Raw genomic sequence first — 17,542 nt, 5'->3', positions numbered from 1 at the left:
ACGATTAATGGAAATCATTTTTTATGTAATAACGGCAGCTTTAGCTAATGTTTTGGGCGGTTTTGTTATTTTTCTTAAGAAAAATTGGTCCAGAAGAAGTTTATATGCTCTAATGGCTCTAAGTTCCGGATTACTTTTCTCAATTGCAATTATGGATCTAGTACCAGAAGCTTTAGAAATAATGGAATCAAGTTCAATTTATATAATTTTAGGTTTTGGTATCATATTTTTATTTCAACAGCTGGTAGCACCTCATTTTCATTTTGGAGAAGAAACACATCAATCTCAAACCCATACTACAATGTATGGTGCATTAATAGGCATGATAATACACACTTTTTTTGATGGGTTATCAATTGTAGCTAGTTTTGCAATAAACAGCGGATTAGGTTTTGTCGTATTAATCGCTGTCCTACTACATAAGATACCTGATGGTTTAACTATATCTTCCATTGTATTTGCAAGCTTGAAAAGCAAAAAGAAAGCTATAGGTGCAGCTGTTTTATTAGGTTTATCTACCATAGTGGGAGCTACAGCAGCTTTGTTTCTAACAGAACTCGTTTCTTTACAAAGTAGCATACTTGCCATTTCGCTTTCATTAACTGCAGGTATATTTTTATACATAGCTTTAACAGATTTATTACCTGTTGTAAATGCGACAGAGGATAGGCCTATTATTCTTTTCTTTTTCGGGGGGATCTTTTTAAATTTCGGGCTTCATTGGATGTTTGAGCAATTAGCTCCTCATATACACTAGAATGAAAAGACGTAAATATTGTTTAAGGATATAGGTGTGGCTTTGAAATAAAGTCTGATAATTTGTAAAAAAGCTTGATAAAAAGCACCAGATATATATGACTGGGTAGGTGCAGGTATATGTTTAATTGGTGTCTCGGTAATGCTATTTGCACCTCGCCAATAAAAAGGAGAGCGTAAAATATGTCTGATTGTTGTTCTACAAAAGGGCAGGTTTCTGAAAGTAGTAGTAATGAGTTGTGTCCTTCTTGTAATGTAAAAGGGAAAAAAGTAAAAATAATTACGTTAAAATCAATGTTAAAACCAACAATTTTAGGTACATTGAATGCAGGCTTAACTCATTATTTTTGTTCGTCAAAAGATTGTAATGTAGTTTATTATGATACAGATAAAAAAACTTATTTAAAGTCAGAAATTAAGGTTTCTGTTTATCAAAAAGATAATGCCACAGTTGTTCCTGTCTGCTATTGTTTTGGTTGGACAAAAGAAAAAATTAAACAATATGTTGAAAATGGAATTAATCCTAATCCAGTAGAACATATTCGTGAAAATATAAATGAAAACCGATGTGGTTGTGAAGTAAACAATCCTCAAGGTAGTTGCTGTTTGGGGAATGTAACGATCTATATCAAAGAACTAACATAAATAAAGATCCATCTTCAACGAAATGATCAAACTTTTTTATGGAAAATTGAACTAAGTATTGATATGAGAATCCATTTTGATCTTTTTTCAAAATGGATTCTTTTTTTGTGCCGTAGAATATGGGTTTGTTGAACGTTTTTGATTAAACTTTTAAAGCTACAATAGGAAACTGTTTTGGTTTTGAGGAGAATCTATTTTTTATTTCTAAACAAAGAAAGAGCTTGGACATTTATTTGTAGCCCATGCTCTTTCTTTTTTGTTGTTTATTTCCTATCAACAATCGTCATACATAGAATGGTTTTGGTTCTGGTGGTTATTCGTGGTACTATCATTTGAATTAGTCTGTTCTATATTTAAATTCTTTGATGTTGAGGTTTCATGCTGGATATTGTTTTGATGATTATTCATGAAAGAATTCATCATTTCAGAACAATAATCCATCATTTGTTGCCAATTTCCGTTCCCTTGACTAGGAGTGCTGTTTGAATGTGCAAAAGCAGCAGTACCAATACCTAGAAATAAAGCAACAGCTACTATAGACGTAAGTAATTTTTTCAATACTTCCACCCTCCTTTGTCCCCATTATACCCATATATATAAAATACGAAAACAATGAAGATTCTTTTTAAGATTGATTACTTTCTAATTTTGACTCTTTATAAGTGCTAATAAGGAATAAAATAACTCCACTAACTAAAAATACATCCGCAGTATTAAAAATTGGATAATTAATAAATGTAACTTCGAACATATCTGTTACTTCACCAAAAATTAAACGGTCTACAACGTTTCCCATTGCACCTCCTATAAATAAGCCAAAGGCTATACGCGTTAGCTTATCAGTTACTCTACGAGAATAAATAAGACCAACGACTATAACAATAATTGCAATGCTAATTAAGAATATTTTTTGTCCTGAAAAAATTCCCCAAGCAGCACCTGTATTTCGATGAGATGTCAATTGGATAAAACCATTGATAATTGGAATGGATTGCCCATAGTCCATAAAATTTCTAACTAAATATTTAAAAAGCTGATCAATACCTAATGTGAGTATAATGATCCAATACAAAGTCGTCACCTCATACTTTATTTTCTATAAAGATTTGTACACAATACTTTAAAAGGAAAGGGGGATAACAAAAATAATTCATTGCGTTTAATTAGGAATTTAAATTTACGAAGTGATCCCATAGGTTAGAAAATATATTACTTTCTGCCATGATATAAAGGCCTAATCCTATAAAAACAATTGGAATAACCCATCGGCCGTATTTCTCGAGTGTTTCAGAAACATATCTGAATCTTGCTAGACGATAGCCGATTAAACACCAGACCGCAACCATTATAAAGAAAGTAATAACTGTAATGACCAGTTGGTTATTATTTAAAGTAGAAAAGAACGGAACATAAATTCCAATATTGTCTCCACCATTGGCAAATGTGATGAAGGCTATACTCATAAAGAGTTTGTTAAATCTTCCTGAATTTAAACTAGAAAGAATTGCACCTTCATCTTCATCTTCACCTTTTATAAACAGTTTAACTCCCAAATAGATCGGGATAAATCCTAGAAAACCTACCCATTGATCAGGAATGAGTGTTACTCCAAATGTTGCTAAGAGACTGATTAAAACTAAAAGTGCAAAACCAAGATATTGGCCAATGACTATATCTCTAGGGTAAATGCGGTTTCCCTTTGGCTGCATGTTAACCATACCGTCGTTACTCGCTTTAGCTTGTGTTCTTGCCTGAGAGAACAGCAACATCAAGACAAAAATATCATCGATATTGGTTACTATAAAAGACCCTAAAGCAGAGAGAATTGTTAAAATTAAATTCATAAAAAAACTCCTTTTTAAAATACTCCATAAACGGAATAAAAGATATTTAGTTGTGTTAGTTTGTTACACCTTATATTATTTCACCTTCATGTAATGATTTAGAATTTCACTTTGCACGATCCTAAAATTAATAGATAGTATTTTAGGTGAAAATATTGGAAGTTATTATTCAAATATTTGTTTGAATATATTGTGCTTTTAGATTAAAATTATTAACGTAAAATGTCAACATTAAAATGTTGGTTTGAATGAAAATAAAAAGGGAGAGTAAAATGAAAAACAAAAGAACCAGATCAATTGTACGTATTAGTCTTCTACTTCTTATGGCTTTAGCAGTAGCCTATACTCTTTATCAAAACTTTTTTACTGAAAAATTACGAGTTCAGGCAGGGGACCAAGCACCTGATTTTGTTCTTGAAGATATGAACGGTAACAACGTTCAACTTTCTGATTTAAAAGGAAAAGGAGTTTTTCTTAACTTTTGGGGTACTTGGTGCAAGCCTTGTGAAAAGGAAATGCCTTATATGGAAAGACAGTATAGCCATTTTAAGAATCTTGGTGTAGAGATATTGGCGGTTAATATTGCAGAAAGTGATATTGCTATTGAATCGTTTGTAAATAGGCATGGGCTTACATTCCCTATACTTAAAGATAAAGATAGAGCTGTGACGGAAGCATATGACATAACCCCGATTCCTACAACATTTTTGATCGATAAGAACGGAAAAGTGTTAAAAGTGATCACAGGAAGTATGACCGAAAGGGATATAGCAAATTACATGGAACTCATTAAGCCATAGAATTAATAAACAGTTAGGTGGTATCTTTTTGGAACAACTAAGCTTATTTCTTGCATTTGGTGCAGGTCTTTTATCATTTATTTCACCTTGTTCACTTCCTTTATATCCAGCTTTTCTTTCCTATATTACAGGAGTGTCCGTAAATGATCTAAAAAAAGAAAAAGGTATTTTACGAAGGAAAGCTTTTATACACACTATCTTGTTTTTGGTAGGATTTTCAATTATTTTTTTAGCTTTGGGGCTTTCTACTTCTTTTATCGGTACATTTTTTATGGATTATCAAGATTTGTTAAGACAACTTGGAGCTATTGTGATGGTGTTTTTTGGTTTAGTTCTAACAGGGGTTCTTAAATTTGATTTCCTACTTTCTGATAAGAAAATTTATTTTCAAAAGAGACCTTCAGGTTATATAGGATCAATTTTGATTGGAATTGGTTTTGCTGCTGGATGGACTCCTTGTACAGGTCCCATCCTTGCAGGAGTCATTGCGTTAGGTGTATCAGACCCAGGAAAAGGACTACTATACATGGTTTTCTATGTCTTAGGTTTTTCTATTCCATTTTTATTAATGTCTTTATTTATTGATAAGATGACTTTTCTAAAGAAACACAGTGCAATCTTTATGTCTATCGGAGGCATTTTGATGATTGTGATGGGAGTATTATTGTACTTTAATATGATGACAAAAATTATTGCAGTCTTAACAAGTTTGTTCGGAGGATTTACTGGATTTTAAGGAGATATTACCTTTTTAAAAGATTAATAAGCAAATCTGAAAAGTTAAAAGTTTTTGTTAAATATATTTTAAGAATTAAATCGTAAGGAGTTTTAGAATGGAACATGTCAAATGCGAATGTGGTCACTCTATTCCATATGGAACGGTTCTTTGTGAATCTTGTGGACGAACTATCGGTAATAAGAAGGATGAAGTTTCTGAAAAACTATTGGATATGAGATACGATGGAGGCGCAAGACGCTCACAAACATATAAAAAGTCACTTATCGATAAGATTTGGAACTTTTTTTCATCCGTTAAAGTAGGAATTTCGATAATTGTTCTTCTTTTAATTGCTTCTGCGATTGGAACAATTTTCCCCCAAGAGATGTATATTCCTCCAACCGTTGTCCCACAAGAGTTTTATAAAGATGAATATGGATTTCTTGGACAAATGTATTATGAATTAGGTTTTCACAATCTGTACAGTTCATGGTGGTATTTTTTATTAATTGCAGCTCTTGGAATATCACTTGTTATTGCAAGTTTGGATCGGTTTATTCCATTGTATCGCGCTTTGAAAAAACAAGGGATTACACGTCATGAAAGCTTCATGCGGAGACAACGACTTTTTAGTGAAACAAATGTGTTAGAGAACATGGATGAACAACTGGATTTGATAATATCCAACTTGAAGAGGAAGCGTTATCAAGTGCGTGAGGAAAATGGTCATTTTCTAGCTGAGAAAAATAGATTTTCACGATGGGGCCCTTATGTAAACCATGTTGGACTTATTATCTTCCTTATAGGAGGGATGCTGCGATTTGTCCCAGGGATGTACGTAGACGAAATGCTTTGGATTCGTGACGGTGAAACAAGTGTTATCCCAGGAACCGATGGAAAATACTATTTAAGCAGTGACAAGTTCATTATGGATACCTATCAAAAAGATCAAGAGGATGAAGTTTTTGCTAATACTCTATCACGAGTCGGAGATGGAAATGTCGTTAAAAACTTTCAAACAAACGTGACCTTGTATGAACGGAAAGGTGAAATCGTTCACGGGGCAGAACCTGAACTTGAAAAGATAAAAGATGAACAAATTAGAGTTAATTACCCCTTAAAACACGATTCATATGCTCTTTATCAAACCTCTTATAAATTAAATGAACTAAATAAGTTTAATTTTAGTTTAGTAGACAAAGAGACAGAAGAAAGTTTTGGCAAGATTACAGTTGATTTGTTAGAGCCAAAGAAGGAGTATGATTTAGGCAATGGGTATAAAGTTGAAATTGTGACTTATTTGCCAAACTTCTATTTCAATAGTGAAGGTGTACCTGATACAAAAAACCGTGTTCCCGACAATCCAGCATTTGTATTTAACATGATATCTCCTGAAAAACCAGAAGGTGAAAGAAGCTTTGTTGCCATTCAAAAAACGATTGAACCAGAGAAAGATAATCAATTAAAAATGAAATTTGAAGGCGTAGAGACAAAAAATCTGTCAGCTCTTACGGTTCGGAAAGATCATACGCTATGGTTTCTTGGTTTAGGCGGAGCTATTTTCATGATTGGTGTTATTCAAGGAATGTATTGGAATCATAGACGTATATGGATTAGACGCGATGGTGAACGTATATTAATTGCAGGCCATACAAATAAAAATTGGTACGGTATTCGAAATGAAGTGAACCGTATTTTAAAAGAAACAAGCATTCAAGAACTAACCGATCGAACAAACGAAAAAAGCAAAAATTCGTAGAGGAGGTAAAGATGTGGTAGCTCTAAGCAGTAACTTACTATACGCAGCATTCTTACTATATCTAATTGCAACATTTCTATTTGGAGGAGCCATTCGAGATAAAAGAAAGCAATACGAAAAGCCAAGCAAATGGGCAACAGTCGCAATAACTGTCACCATTTTAGGTTTTGTTGCCCATCTCGGTTATTTTGTCACAAGATGGATCGCTTCTGGACATGCACCAGTGAGCAACATGTTTGAGTTTATAACAGCATTTTCTATGATGTTTGTATTGGCATTCGTCATCCTTTACTTTTTATACAAAGTTGCCATTTTAGGTTTATTTACCTTACCAATTACATTATTAATTATTGCCTATGCAAGCATGTTCCCAACAGATATTTCTCCATTAATACCTGCATTACAAACGGATTGGCTTGCTATTCACGTAACAACAACTGCACTAGGTTCAGCTATTTTAGCCAGTAGTTTCATTGCAGGGGTCATTTATTTACTTCGTTCTGTTGATCAGACGAAACGCTCAAAAGGGACTTTCTGGCTTGAGATTGTCATGTACACGATTGTGGCGACACTTGCTTTTGTAGTAATTACAAGTATTTTCAGAGGGATGGAGTATGAAGCCGTCTACAAATGGGTTGATAAAAATGATCAAGAGGTTGAAATGACATATAATCTACCTTCCATTGTAGGTCCAAATCAAGGTGAATTACTTACAAAAGGTAAAATGGAAGCCTTTGTTGAAGTACCAGCTATCATTGCAGCAGGCAAACTAAACACAGTTATCTGGTCATCTGTTACAGGTTTATTTTTATACGGGGTGCTAAGACTGATTTTAAGAAAAAGAATTGCTGCAGCGCTTCAGCCATTAACGAAAAATATCAAACTTGATTTGGTCGATGAAATTGGATACAGATCGGTTGCAATAGGTTTTCCAATATTCACTTTGGGTGCTCTTATTTTTGCGATGATCTGGGCTCAAATTGCGTGGACGCGTTTCTGGGGATGGGATCCTAAGGAGGTATGGGCCTTAATTACATGGTTATTTTATGCTGCCTATTTACACCTCCGCCTATCGAAAGGTTGGCATGGTGAAAAATCAGCATGGCTCGGAGTAATAGGTTTTGGAATTATTATTTTCAACCTAATTTTCGTTAATCTAATTATTGCTGGTCTACACTCTTATGCATAAAGAAATAAATTCTTTTAAAGCTAACTAAAAGTTTATGTGATAAATCTAAATTCATTTTTATCTATGTTATTGGAGGGGAATAATCTTGTAGATCCCCTCCACTTATGTAAATTGAAAGTATTTTTGAAAATGTATTTTAAACATATCCGAATTTCTATTCTTATTCAACTCTCCTTATGATGAAAAGAAAGTAGAACCATCGATTTAAAAATTTCATCATCGATATAGTAAAATGCTAATTTACCTTCCTTTCTATAGTTAGCTACACCTGAGCGTTTTAAAAACCTCAAATGATACGAAGCTGTAGCTATAGAGGACTGAATAATATTAGCCACATCACATACACAAAGTTCCCCTTCTATAGCTAATGAAAGAATAATCTTTAATCGTGTCTCATCAGCAAGAAGTTTAAATTTTTTTGATAGATTAAGTGTACTTTTAGAACTTAACAAATCTTGTAACCTTGTTACTTTTATAGGGTCATAACAATAGATCTCACATTCATCTTTTAGAGTATCTTTTATATTTTTATCAACTAATGACAATTTTCCCACCTCATTAAAAATATGTGATTAGCTTATAATGAGCAAGCTTTAATGTCAACATTCAAATATTTACTTGAATAAAGAAGCGAAACGTTTCATATTCTTTTATGTCACAAATCGTAAGATTCACGTATTACTTTATATTAGCTCTTAACAAAAGTCGGGTATGAGTAATCCAAAAATCATCATAAGTTATTTATTATAAATGAAGGGATGCATGTTTAATGGATAAAAACAAGAAAGGTGATTATATCCCTGCACTAAAATACCATTGGATGACTCGATTTTATGATCCGTTAATTCAATGGGGAATGCAAGAAAAAAAGTTTAAAACGCATTTAGTTAAGCAAGCAAACCTCCAACCAAAGGAAACGATAATGGATTTAGCCTGTGGTACCGGCACACTTGCACTATTAATACACCAATCACAACCTGGTGTACAAGTAATTGGGGTTGATGCTGATCCTAAAATATTATCAATTGCTATGGAGAAAATTAAAGAAACTCAAGTTAATAATATCACCTTTGAGGAAGGGTTTTCTGATAAACTTCCCTTTTCCAATAATCTATTTCATCACATATTTACAAGTTTATTTATTCATCATTTAACTCTAGAAATGAAAAAGAAAACATTTGAAGAAGTTTATCGAACACTCAAATCTGGTGGCCAATTCCATATTATTGATTTTGAAAAGCCACAAAATTGGTTGATGCGTGTTGCATTTTTTCCTATTCAATTTTTAGATGGGTTTGAAACAACTTCAAATCATGTTAAAGGGGTTATCCCTAACCTATTAAAAGAAACAGGATTTGTTTTAATTGAAGAAACTGGACAATTTTCAACTATCACGGGCACACTAAGAGCATATAAAGCTTTTAAGCCATAAGCTGTTTGATTTTTGTCAGATTTCTTTTTTAGTACCTGTATTTTTTATATATCCATTTTATTGTAAAAAAGTAAATAGTACTGACACAATAAAATTTTAAAAACAGAGAGATGGGAATGACATATATGGAGAATATATCACCTTTAAAAGCAGTTATGGATATCTGGAAGGTTAAAAGAGGTAAACCAGAAGACATTCTCTCTCGGCAACAATCACGTTTAGCTGACCTTATTATTTTTGCAAGATCAAACTCACAATATTACGCACAAAAATACTGCCAGTTGCCCGAACAGATTACAAGCTTACAGCAAATCCCACCAGTCACGAAATCAGAACTCATGGCCAATTTTAATGATTGGGTGACTGACCCAGAAGTAACCATCGAAAGTGTGAAAGAATTTGTGTCAGATATGTCATTAGTTGGACAACTTTATTTAGGACGCTATATGGTTTCGACCACTTCAGGGTCAACCGGGGTACCCGGAATCTTTATTCAGGATAAAGGTTCAGATACGGTCATGAAAACATTGATGGCGATTCGCGGAACAACAAAATTGAAATGGAGTGACATATTGAAAGTGGCAGCAAAAGGCGGACGAAATGCGGCGGTATGCTCTACAGCTGGACATTTTACAGCATTCTCCACTGCTGAACGCCTACGTTTAAAACATCTAAACGGAAAAATAAGAGCTTTTTCTATCCAATCTCCCCTATCCACGCTTGTCAAAGAATTGAATGAGTATCAACCACCTTTAATTGGAGGGTATGCCACAGCGATGGAAATTCTAGCAGAAGAGCAAAAAGCAGGTCGGTTAAATATTCAGCCTGTAGCGATCCTTTTGGGGGGAGAAAAGTTATATCCAAATGTTCGTGAGAAACTAGGATCCGTTTTCCAAGCTCGCGTTCTAGATCTGTACGGCGGTACAGAAGCAACAGCCATGACTTTCGAATGTGAAGAAGGTCAGTTTCATGTAAATACCGATTGGATTATATTTGAACCAGTAGATGAATATTACCAACTTGTGCCACCAGGGAAGCAATCTCATTCGGTTCTAATTACAAATCTGGCCAACAGAATTCAGCCCCTTATTCGTTATGAACTAACTGACCGTGTCATCATGTCTCCAGAACCATGCAAATGCGGGAGACCATTCCCAGTTGTACAAGTTGAAGGGCGAACAGATGACATTTTAAAATTCTCTGCCTCCAATGGACAAATCGTACATACCCTGCCATTAGCTCTTAAAACCATTGTGGAGGAGATACAAGGAGTAAGGCGTTTTCAACTGATTCAAACGGCGCCGGATCAATTAACTGTACGTTTAGAAGTAGACGAGGGTCCAAGAGATCAAGTTTGGGAAAATGTTAGAGAAGCCCTATTAGATTACTTTGCTACACAGGGACTAACTAACCTTTCAATAGAAAAATCGGACGAATTGCCACAAAGGCACCCTAAAAGTGGAAAGTACCAGCATGTTCGGATTGATTATCGTGAGCAACATTAAGCTCATTATAAAACTAGCCGATATTCTCTTAGTGTACAGAATATCGACTAGTTTTATAATGATATTTGCTTTAGCGTACAAAATTCGCGTTTTTTGCTCTGGACCCCTAAAAGAGAATGGAGAAAGACTGCACATAAAAAAATTAACATATGAAGTAGATCCTTCTCATTTAAATAAAACAACTCCTGAACTAATGGTTTTATCAACAATTGAGTTATTACATTTACTAACACTTGCACGTAGTGAAAGAAGTCAGAATTACAGTCTTATGAATAGCTCATGGAAGGCGCAAGAGGTATCAGAAGATGAAATGTTTAAAAAGCTAGAGAGTGCAGCTGGAAAAGAGTATCAAAAAGCAACTAAGAAAGTATTTGTTTTAGAAAACCTTGTTGGCCAAAGATTAGGGTATGTTCCAAAAAGAATTAATAGGCAGTTCATGGAGAAGTATATGTATAATATAGATAGTTGCAATACTAAACCTATGATAATTCACCAACAAAGAAGAAGTAAGCAAGTTAAATAACTAATACTATGAAATATTCGTTTAAATGCGTATGTAAAAAATAGGTGTTGAATTGTTTACATCAGTCATAAACTAACAATATTGATAAATCGCTTTTAAAAAAAAGGTAATTTAGTTATAATAATATTTATTAATACTTGTGCTTGAGTATTAAATGTTACAAGCTCCAGCTGATCCCTGGAGCTTTATTTAATGCATTTTATATGTCCAGTTGGTATAAAAGGAGAGGTATACATGAAACAGGTGATGTTCACCTTATTTGAAGGGCAGGAAACTCTATATAAATCTTTAGTAGAATCCTCTGTTCAATCTAAAGTATTAAGGAATTACTTATTAAATGAGTATCAGTTGCCTAATGATTTAACAATTTTCAGTAAACCTAATGTTACAGGTTTAAAAAATGCTAAATTTTATTTTGACCAATTTACAGATGAAAAACTAAACAATTATGTTTCTTATGTTAAAGAAAAGGGTTTTAAAGCTAATCGTTCTTCTATAATGAGACATGTTATAGGTGAACTTATATCAAAACTGCAAGGTCAAAACAGTAAGGTATCACCAGTCACTAGAGAGGTTAAAAAAGTTGATGTTTACTTTGAAAAAGGAACAAAAGCTATACTTGAGAACTTCATTAATTTTAGAGATAGAAATGCCACTTTAGAACGCTTTATTTTAGAAGAATATGAACCTAAAGATTTAAACTATGTAATGGACAAATTACAGGAGCCAGAACAAATGAAAGTTGGCATGGATATTAAAGCTTTTGAAAAGCTTGATAAGTTAGTTGATCAAATAAATAAAGATGGAGTAAATAGATCTGTTCTTTTTCGTGATGTGGTTAACAAATTGATAAGTAAATTATCCAATTCTGATGCTAGGCAGCTTATTGCCGAAAAGCGTTTAGAGTATGCTATTACTGATGTCATTGAAGTTAGTGGATATAAACATTTAGTTAATCTATTGACAGATTATATACACTCTTTAGAAAAGAAACATAATGTTGCAAAAAAGGATGGTATTAAATGATTGAAGAACCAATATATAAAAAGCTTAGTAATAACGGTAGGATAGCCATCCCTGCAAAATTAACTAAGTTTGCTTCTTTTAATACAGGGGATTCAATTATGTTTATCCTTTATCAAGGAAGTATCATTCTTACAAAATACACACCTAATGCTTTTAAAAGAAACATTATAATAATTGGAGCTGTACAAAAGTTAGACTATGCCAGTAGAGTTACAATACCTGTAGAATTAAGAGATGAACTAAATTTAAGTGAAGGTTCTAGTTTTGAAATAAAAACCCTTTCTAACGCTATTGTTTTATTGCCCGTAGATAAAAGCTCTTACTATAATGAAGTTACAATTAAAAATCTCTTAAATTACGCTACAATGCCAGTGAATGATGAACTTTATATATATAAAACTGTAATAACATTCGGACGTTTAAAGTTCGGTAAAGAATTAAGGGAATTATTAAATATAAGCTCTGACAAAGCTTTTCAGTTTTCTATTGAAAATGATCAGATTGTATTAAATGAATTTCAAGAAAAACTTAATTCCTCACAAACTGCAAGTGTTACAGGATTTTCTCGTCAAGTAGATACAATAGGAAGGCTAGTTATCCCTAAAAAACTTAGAGAACGTCTTAATATAAATATTAGAGACATAATATTAATCCATAAGAAAAATGACCAACTAAAAATTCTCAAACCATCACAAGAAAAAATTAATGAATTGATATATGGGATTTCAAATAGCAGCCGATTAGAATAAAATTCTATCGGTTTTTATTTTAATAGCAGTAAGATTCACTTATTGATTATTTAGATATATGTTCTAAATAATCATATTTATAAATACTTCTGCACTTAAATAGTTTATATTAAGAGTCTTTACGTTATATATACTTAAATTGCTTTATTTAGCGTTTTTAAAGGTTTGAATATGTTTGTATCTAAAAATATTTTTAAAGCCTTATACAGGAAAATGAAGCCTTGTTTTTATTTATAAATCAAAGAAGTCATCTACTTTTGCATCTGGCTTAATTTCTCTGATAGCTTTCATAATTTTTTTAATAGTTGTGGCTGTTGGGGCGTGCTGCGGATCTCCTCCCACTAATCTTCCTATCGTATTCCTTCCTAAACCTGATTTTTTCGCTACCCACTCTTGACTAATTCCATATTTGTCTATAAATTTCCCTAATTTTGAACGTTTTTTTCCTAATCCAAACAATAATATTCAACTCCTTTTAATACTGTGTAATAGTCTTTATGTACAAAAATCATCAAATTTATAACAAACTTTCCCTAAATTTAAAAATATATTTCTCTAAGTTTGGTGCATATTGGACAGGCCATATCAAATATCATGTAATAAGACGTCATTAAGAGACGTCCAACTACCATGATTGGAGCGATTTTTATGACAAAAGAATTGGCAGCTAAACTATTATCTCTAACTAATATTTATTTGACGTCAGAAGGACAAAAAATTTTAAAGGATATGACCAAGGAGCCAAAAATATATGAGAGCAAATAAAAACAATAAGCCCAGTAAATCAGAAGACAATGAATGGGTATTAGCTGCACTAGTTGTAATGGTTATTGCCAGTATATTGTTTAATATCTAAGGAGGATTCAATGTATAGACCTACTGTGAGGTATAGTGATATCTATAAAACATATGTTGATGAAATTTTCCACGCTACAAGATTAGATCGTAATCAAATAATAAGATGTGCACTTTTTACAGCAGCACATAATCCTTTATTTTTAACATTAATAAATACATTTAAAAAAAGTGACGTCCCTCTTCCCTCTGCATTATGGACCGATAACCATCATGTTCTATGGCTGGAACAAGATATAAAAATAGAAAAGGGGAGAAGTGCAGATGATTTCGATAGACGAAAAAAACAAACTTCAAATCCTATTAAAATACATGGAACATCAAACATTAGCAGAACAATATCAAAAACAACTCCTGAAACAACAAATGTTATCACCACAAATCATTCAAGAAAGCCAGCAATGGGACCGAAACATAGATGTGAGCAACAGGAAGAGGGACGTCAAAGGCAGGTTTCTCCCTTACGATTATCCAACGGAGGAATTAAAATCGACCTTAGGTGAAGAAGACAAACAGCGAAAAATCATTGTAAAACCTATTGAAGGATCTTATAACAGTTATTCAGTAGACGAAAAGGAACAGCGTGATTGGAGTGGAAACCTTTATCTTATATCCTTTGCTATCATTTTAACAATTGCTTTTCTTACATGACGTCTATTTGACGTCAGTTAGAATAATGTCGAGAATTTTAGAATAGATATATAGCATGAATACAGCTAAGACCGCCTGATATGCTCATAAATAATGGGCGGTCTTTGTTGTTCCTATTCCAACTTTCTAAAAAATTTTTCTATCTCTCGCTAGGTCTATATCCGGCTTTCTCTGCATCTTCTGCTGTACAAAACATTTCTTCTGCATCTGTTACATCATAATATTGTCCACCAGAAATATGGTAAATATTTTCCCCATTATATGTGGTCATATTTCCTTTAATTTGTGGATTAGAACAATCATTCGATGAACTGGAGATCGAACTAAAATGAATTATTAATCCAAAAATACATAAACATAAATAACCATATCCAATATATTTCCACATATCATTCAACTCCCTTAATTTCACTTATTTTTTAAATATGGGGTAGAGTCAGGAAAATGCGGATTTACAACGCTAAGCATTTTGATACAAGTCTTATGAGACATTATATAGCCTAATTTAGAGGTACTTTGAATGTGTCTCAATAGGTTCTACTCTATTGAAATTGTGAATGATAGTGACTTAAACTAACGGGGCAGGTTTGTTGAAGAAGAATGTCCATATTCTACCTAAAGGCTAAATAATTGTTTTCTGATAAAATGATGTGTATTACAGCCTTTGAGGAGGAGAAAGATTGGATGCTTTGGTTGTTGGATTATTGTTTTTAATTCCAGGAATAATCTTTTTCATATTAGTTTTGTTAAAATATAGGCGCTTTTTTTCAATAATTCACTCATAAAATAGGAATCTTCTTAACAAAGACCGCCCATTATGTATTAGTGTATAAGGCGGTCTTAACTATATTCATGCTATATGATTATGACAAAAATATCGACATTATTCTAAGTTAGTCACTTTAAAAAGACTCTCTACATATGTACGATAAACTGAATTATATTACACCGTTGGTCTATACGTACCTTTTGAGTTTTTCGACTTCTTATTTCCCTCCATACACGATTCCTTCTTTCAAAATGGCCTCTAACAACCGTTTTCCCTCTGGCGTTAAATAGACACCTTTTCGAGCTAATAAGGAGATAGCTAATTCTTTTGTCAATTCATTCACTCCATTCGTGATGTTTTTTAATGACGTCTTAATAAAGTATATAGCTTGTAGCTTGTAGCTTGTACATTATGTCTAAAAGTTTAGACGCGAAGATTATAATTTTTGGCAGACTGGAAAGAATGAATGCTAATAAAGGAGGGTTTTTTATGCCTTGGTGGAAAAATCCGAAGCGTTCAAAATTTGGGAAATGGTTAGATCGGAATGGTGTGAATCAAAAAGACTTTGCAAAAGATAGTAATGTTTCTAGGGCTACAGTTTCAAAACTTTGCAATGATAAAAATTATGTACCAAGCGCAAACGTACTGAAAAAAGTTATGAAGTTAGCTCGTACAATAGATAAAAGTAAAAAAACAGATGATTTTTTTAATATTTAAAACTCACAATAAAGATTTTATTGAAGGTTTTTGCTTTTCTCCTCTTCGGCTCAGCTTCCTTACAAATACTACGAATGGCTCTACTCCACAGATAAAGTTTGTATTAATGCGATAACAATAACGAATTAGATACTGATTACCGAACGAAGTAGGTATTCTTTAGATACCATGTAGCTACCGCAGTAAGGTTGCTACTTTTTGACCTTTTGACAATTTTAACGTAGCAAATAAACCCCTTGCATGGCAAGGGGTTTTTTACATTTATACGAAATTTAAGCAAAACAGACTTTTTCACTTTTGCTTAAATTTCAATATTCATTAACTACGATGTTCAGAATCAAGGAGATCAACAAATATAAAACTCCCTCTTTTCTTATAATTAGATAATAAACTTTGCACGACCATTATGATTAATTGATTTTGTGACAATCCAACTCCTACCGACATTTTTCTAAATCTTTCTTTGTAGATTCAGGCAAAGAAACAGGGGCATTTTCTTAATTGTCATCAAATCCACTCCTTAAATTTCGATTTAGTGTAGTTGTTAAAAAAAGAACAGCAACATATGTACGATAGCTTTTATTGTATCTAACTGTAGTCTATAAGTAGCATGATTGTTTTTAACCTGTTTATTTTCCTTCACGCTCACTTTTTTCTTTCAAAATTATTTCAAATCAGATGAAATTTATGTACTAAATCAAAAGAACGGCTCTATTATTAGTATAAATTCCCCACCTAACTAAATTATTCATCCAAACCAAATTTAAATATTATTTAAGTTTTTAAATACACTTGACTAAACATAAGGAAAATTATACTATTTATAATATAATTATACATACGATAGCATATTCAAGTTGGAGGCTTATTTTAAGATGTATTCAAAGAATATTCAATCATTTTCCTCTATTTATAGTACTGTAATTAGTGATCCTATTTGGCCTGAGGTATCTCCAATAGTCAAATGTTTATAAATAAAAAAAGCTTTAAATTTAAGTTACATCAAAATTCAAATAAAAAACTTCATATGTTGTTTATGTTCTTTGTAATACTCCAAACGGTCTTGAAAATTCCCTGTATGAAATTCAAATTTGTGCCCGTCAGGATCTGTAAAGTAAATGGAGGCTTTATCTTTTGTATGTCTCTGACGCCCCTCCAAGATATTGATATTGTGAAAGATTAAATCTTGCTTTAAACTTTCCAATTCTTCTTCCGTTACTGAAAAAGCAATATGTGTATAAGAATGTTTAATTTCATTTCTTGGTATGTCTTCTTCTAAATTCAAAGCTATCCATACTCCACTCAAATCGAAATAAGCCAATGTTCTTCCTTTAACCAATAATTTACCTTTCAATATTTTCTTATAAAACTCAATTGATTTTTCTAAGTTTGAAACTGAAAAACAAATATGATTAATACCATTCATTCTTCCTTATCATCCTTTTCTAAATTTAGTTATTGATTATTTCATGTCGAACAATACACACTTCCATAATTTAATACTTATTTTTCTCCAAATCTCCAATCTTCTTTCATAAACCATATTAATGAAATATCTGTTTAATTACCATTATTCAAATAATTTAAAACATTGTTATATAACT

21 protein-coding genes and 1 pseudogene are annotated in these 17,542 nt (G+C 32.5%); 15 read left to right on the top strand and 7 right to left on the bottom strand.

The window, feature by feature from the left end:
* The first annotated feature begins 7 nt into the window (after positions 1-7).
* From BFL01S_RS13540 to BFL01S_RS13535, 3 genes and pseudogenes are all read left to right on the top strand, one after another.
* Positions 8-757 carry a ZIP family metal transporter gene (locus tag BFL01S_RS13540; RefSeq protein WP_061785998.1) on the top strand — a complete coding sequence of 250 codons (750 nt, stop codon included), beginning with the start codon at positions 8-10 and terminating at the stop codon, positions 755-757.
* 81 nt (positions 758-838) lie between these two features.
* A pseudogene (locus BFL01S_RS21390) lies at positions 839-922 on the top strand (YnfA family protein); the annotation flags it as partial.
* Positions 923-939: 17 nt separating this feature from the next.
* Positions 940-1,401 (top strand): putative iron-sulfur cluster-binding metallochaperone, encoded by a 462-nt coding sequence (locus tag BFL01S_RS13535; protein ID WP_061785997.1) that lies wholly within the window; start codon positions 940-942, stop codon positions 1,399-1,401.
* A 273-nt stretch (positions 1,402-1,674) separates the two neighbouring features.
* Here the strand turns inward: BFL01S_RS13535 and BFL01S_RS13530 are convergent, their stop codons facing one another.
* The 3 genes from BFL01S_RS13530 to BFL01S_RS13520 form a co-directional block, all read right to left on the bottom strand.
* Complete coding sequence (locus tag BFL01S_RS13530) at positions 1,675-1,968, bottom strand: hypothetical protein (protein WP_225002293.1); 294 nt, start codon at positions 1,966-1,968, stop codon at positions 1,675-1,677.
* Positions 1,969-2,026: 58 nt separating this feature from the next.
* Entirely contained in the window at positions 2,027-2,482 is a 456-nt protein-coding gene (gene lspA, locus BFL01S_RS13525; protein WP_225002292.1) for a signal peptidase II, read from the bottom strand.
* Positions 2,483-2,564: 82 nt separating this feature from the next.
* Positions 2,565-3,245, bottom strand: coding sequence for a CadD family cadmium resistance transporter (locus BFL01S_RS13520; protein WP_061785994.1), 681 nt, complete (start codon positions 3,243-3,245; stop codon positions 2,565-2,567).
* Between the two features lie 272 nt (positions 3,246-3,517).
* Here BFL01S_RS13520 and resA point away from each other — a divergent pair, with 272 nt between their 5' ends.
* The 4 genes from resA (at position 3,518) to ccsB (ending at position 7,711) form a co-directional block, all read left to right on the top strand.
* On the top strand, positions 3,518-4,045 hold the full coding sequence (gene resA / locus BFL01S_RS13515) for a thiol-disulfide oxidoreductase ResA (RefSeq protein WP_061785993.1): 528 nt from the start codon (positions 3,518-3,520) through the stop codon (positions 4,043-4,045).
* 28 nt (positions 4,046-4,073) lie between these two features.
* A complete protein-coding gene (locus BFL01S_RS13510; RefSeq protein ID WP_061785992.1) occupies positions 4,074-4,781 on the top strand; it encodes a cytochrome c biogenesis CcdA family protein in 708 nt (235 codons plus the stop codon).
* A gap of 97 nt (positions 4,782-4,878) precedes the next feature.
* Entirely contained in the window at positions 4,879-6,522 is a 1,644-nt protein-coding gene (resB, locus tag BFL01S_RS13505; RefSeq protein WP_061785991.1) for a cytochrome c biogenesis protein ResB, read from the top strand.
* Between the two features lie 13 nt (positions 6,523-6,535).
* Complete coding sequence (ccsB, locus tag BFL01S_RS13500) at positions 6,536-7,711, top strand: c-type cytochrome biogenesis protein CcsB (RefSeq protein ID WP_061785990.1); 1,176 nt, start codon at positions 6,536-6,538, stop codon at positions 7,709-7,711.
* A 164-nt stretch (positions 7,712-7,875) separates the two neighbouring features.
* Here ccsB and BFL01S_RS13495 read toward each other — a convergent pair whose 3' ends face one another.
* Positions 7,876-8,256, bottom strand: coding sequence for an ArsR/SmtB family transcription factor (locus tag BFL01S_RS13495; protein ID WP_082802752.1), 381 nt, complete (start codon positions 8,254-8,256; stop codon positions 7,876-7,878).
* Between the two features lie 224 nt (positions 8,257-8,480).
* Here BFL01S_RS13495 and BFL01S_RS13490 point away from each other — a divergent pair, with 224 nt between their 5' ends.
* From BFL01S_RS13490 to BFL01S_RS13470, 5 genes are all read left to right on the top strand, one after another.
* Positions 8,481-9,143: a class I SAM-dependent methyltransferase gene (locus BFL01S_RS13490; protein WP_061785989.1), complete on the top strand. Its 663-nt coding sequence runs from the start codon at positions 8,481-8,483 to the stop codon at positions 9,141-9,143.
* A gap of 125 nt (positions 9,144-9,268) precedes the next feature.
* Positions 9,269-10,648 (top strand): phenylacetate--CoA ligase family protein, encoded by a 1,380-nt coding sequence (locus BFL01S_RS13485; protein ID WP_162595970.1) that lies wholly within the window; start codon positions 9,269-9,271, stop codon positions 10,646-10,648.
* A gap of 58 nt (positions 10,649-10,706) precedes the next feature.
* Entirely contained in the window at positions 10,707-11,171 is a 465-nt protein-coding gene (locus BFL01S_RS13480; protein WP_156474928.1) for a hypothetical protein, read from the top strand.
* A gap of 234 nt (positions 11,172-11,405) precedes the next feature.
* Positions 11,406-12,197 (top strand): hypothetical protein, encoded by a 792-nt coding sequence (locus BFL01S_RS13475; RefSeq protein WP_061785986.1) that lies wholly within the window; start codon positions 11,406-11,408, stop codon positions 12,195-12,197.
* Positions 12,194-12,946 carry an AbrB/MazE/SpoVT family DNA-binding domain-containing protein gene (locus BFL01S_RS13470; RefSeq protein ID WP_061785985.1) on the top strand — a complete coding sequence of 251 codons (753 nt, stop codon included), beginning with the start codon at positions 12,194-12,196 and terminating at the stop codon, positions 12,944-12,946. Before BFL01S_RS13475 ends, BFL01S_RS13470 begins: the two co-directional genes overlap by 4 nt.
* 231 nt (positions 12,947-13,177) lie before the next feature.
* On the opposite strand, the gene BFL01S_RS13465 is transcribed toward BFL01S_RS13470, so the two are convergent.
* Positions 13,178-13,405 (bottom strand): helix-turn-helix domain-containing protein, encoded by a 228-nt coding sequence (locus BFL01S_RS13465; protein WP_061785984.1) that lies wholly within the window; start codon positions 13,403-13,405, stop codon positions 13,178-13,180.
* A gap of 171 nt (positions 13,406-13,576) precedes the next feature.
* On the opposite strand from BFL01S_RS13465, the gene BFL01S_RS21290 reads away from it, so the two are divergent.
* Together BFL01S_RS21290 and BFL01S_RS13460 are read left to right on the top strand one after the other, a co-directional pair.
* A complete protein-coding gene (locus BFL01S_RS21290; protein ID WP_268873896.1) occupies positions 13,577-13,711 on the top strand; it encodes a hypothetical protein in 135 nt (44 codons plus the stop codon).
* Between the two features lie 402 nt (positions 13,712-14,113).
* Positions 14,114-14,452: a hypothetical protein gene (locus tag BFL01S_RS13460; RefSeq protein WP_218008537.1), complete on the top strand. Its 339-nt coding sequence runs from the start codon at positions 14,114-14,116 to the stop codon at positions 14,450-14,452.
* Between the two features lie 139 nt (positions 14,453-14,591).
* On the opposite strand, the gene BFL01S_RS13455 is transcribed toward BFL01S_RS13460, so the two are convergent.
* Positions 14,592-14,840, bottom strand: coding sequence for a sunset domain-containing protein (locus tag BFL01S_RS13455; RefSeq protein WP_061785982.1), 249 nt, complete (start codon positions 14,838-14,840; stop codon positions 14,592-14,594).
* A gap of 870 nt (positions 14,841-15,710) precedes the next feature.
* Between BFL01S_RS13455 and BFL01S_RS13450 the strand changes: the two genes are divergently transcribed.
* Positions 15,711-15,938 carry a helix-turn-helix domain-containing protein gene (locus BFL01S_RS13450; RefSeq protein WP_057275154.1) on the top strand — a complete coding sequence of 76 codons (228 nt, stop codon included), beginning with the start codon at positions 15,711-15,713 and terminating at the stop codon, positions 15,936-15,938.
* Positions 15,939-16,947: 1,009 nt separating this feature from the next.
* On the opposite strand, the gene fosB is transcribed toward BFL01S_RS13450, so the two are convergent.
* Complete coding sequence (gene fosB / locus BFL01S_RS13445) at positions 16,948-17,364, bottom strand: metallothiol transferase FosB (protein WP_061785981.1); 417 nt, start codon at positions 17,362-17,364, stop codon at positions 16,948-16,950.
* Between the last annotated feature and the right edge of the window lie 178 nt (positions 17,365-17,542).

Source organism: Priestia flexa NBRC 15715 (assembly GCF_001591565.1).
In the GTDB taxonomy this organism is placed as follows: domain Bacteria; phylum Bacillota; class Bacilli; order Bacillales; family Bacillaceae_H; genus Priestia; species Priestia flexa.
This window is presented reverse-complemented; position numbering and strand designations above follow the sequence as displayed.

What these genes read in the sequence shown, in the direction of transcription:
- BFL01S_RS13485 (WP_162595970.1), top strand. Translation starts at nt 9,269, where the DNA reads ATGGAGAATATATCACCTTTAAAAGCAGTTATGGATATCTGGAAGGTT.
- BFL01S_RS13455 (WP_061785982.1), bottom strand. Translation starts at nt 14,840, where the DNA reads ATGTGGAAATATATTGGATATGGTTATTTATGTTTATGTATTTTTGGA.
- BFL01S_RS13480 (WP_156474928.1), top strand. Translation starts at nt 10,707, where the DNA reads ATGATATTTGCTTTAGCGTACAAAATTCGCGTTTTTTGCTCTGGACCC.
- BFL01S_RS13540 (WP_061785998.1), top strand. Translation starts at nt 8, where the DNA reads ATGGAAATCATTTTTTATGTAATAACGGCAGCTTTAGCTAATGTTTTG.
- BFL01S_RS13490 (WP_061785989.1), top strand. Translation starts at nt 8,481, where the DNA reads ATGGATAAAAACAAGAAAGGTGATTATATCCCTGCACTAAAATACCAT.
- BFL01S_RS13475 (WP_061785986.1), top strand. Translation starts at nt 11,406, where the DNA reads ATGAAACAGGTGATGTTCACCTTATTTGAAGGGCAGGAAACTCTATAT.
- BFL01S_RS13535 (WP_061785997.1), top strand. Translation starts at nt 940, where the DNA reads ATGTCTGATTGTTGTTCTACAAAAGGGCAGGTTTCTGAAAGTAGTAGT.
- fosB (WP_061785981.1), bottom strand. Translation starts at nt 17,364, where the DNA reads ATGAATGGTATTAATCATATTTGTTTTTCAGTTTCAAACTTAGAAAAA.
- resB (WP_061785991.1), top strand. Translation starts at nt 4,879, where the DNA reads ATGGAACATGTCAAATGCGAATGTGGTCACTCTATTCCATATGGAACG.
- BFL01S_RS13450 (WP_057275154.1), top strand. Translation starts at nt 15,711, where the DNA reads ATGCCTTGGTGGAAAAATCCGAAGCGTTCAAAATTTGGGAAATGGTTA.
- BFL01S_RS13460 (WP_218008537.1), top strand. Translation starts at nt 14,114, where the DNA reads ATGGAACATCAAACATTAGCAGAACAATATCAAAAACAACTCCTGAAA.
- BFL01S_RS13470 (WP_061785985.1), top strand. Translation starts at nt 12,194, where the DNA reads ATGATTGAAGAACCAATATATAAAAAGCTTAGTAATAACGGTAGGATA.
- BFL01S_RS21290 (WP_268873896.1), top strand. Translation starts at nt 13,577, where the DNA reads ATGATTGGAGCGATTTTTATGACAAAAGAATTGGCAGCTAAACTATTA.
- BFL01S_RS13520 (WP_061785994.1), bottom strand. Translation starts at nt 3,245, where the DNA reads ATGAATTTAATTTTAACAATTCTCTCTGCTTTAGGGTCTTTTATAGTA.
- resA (WP_061785993.1), top strand. Translation starts at nt 3,518, where the DNA reads ATGAAAAACAAAAGAACCAGATCAATTGTACGTATTAGTCTTCTACTT.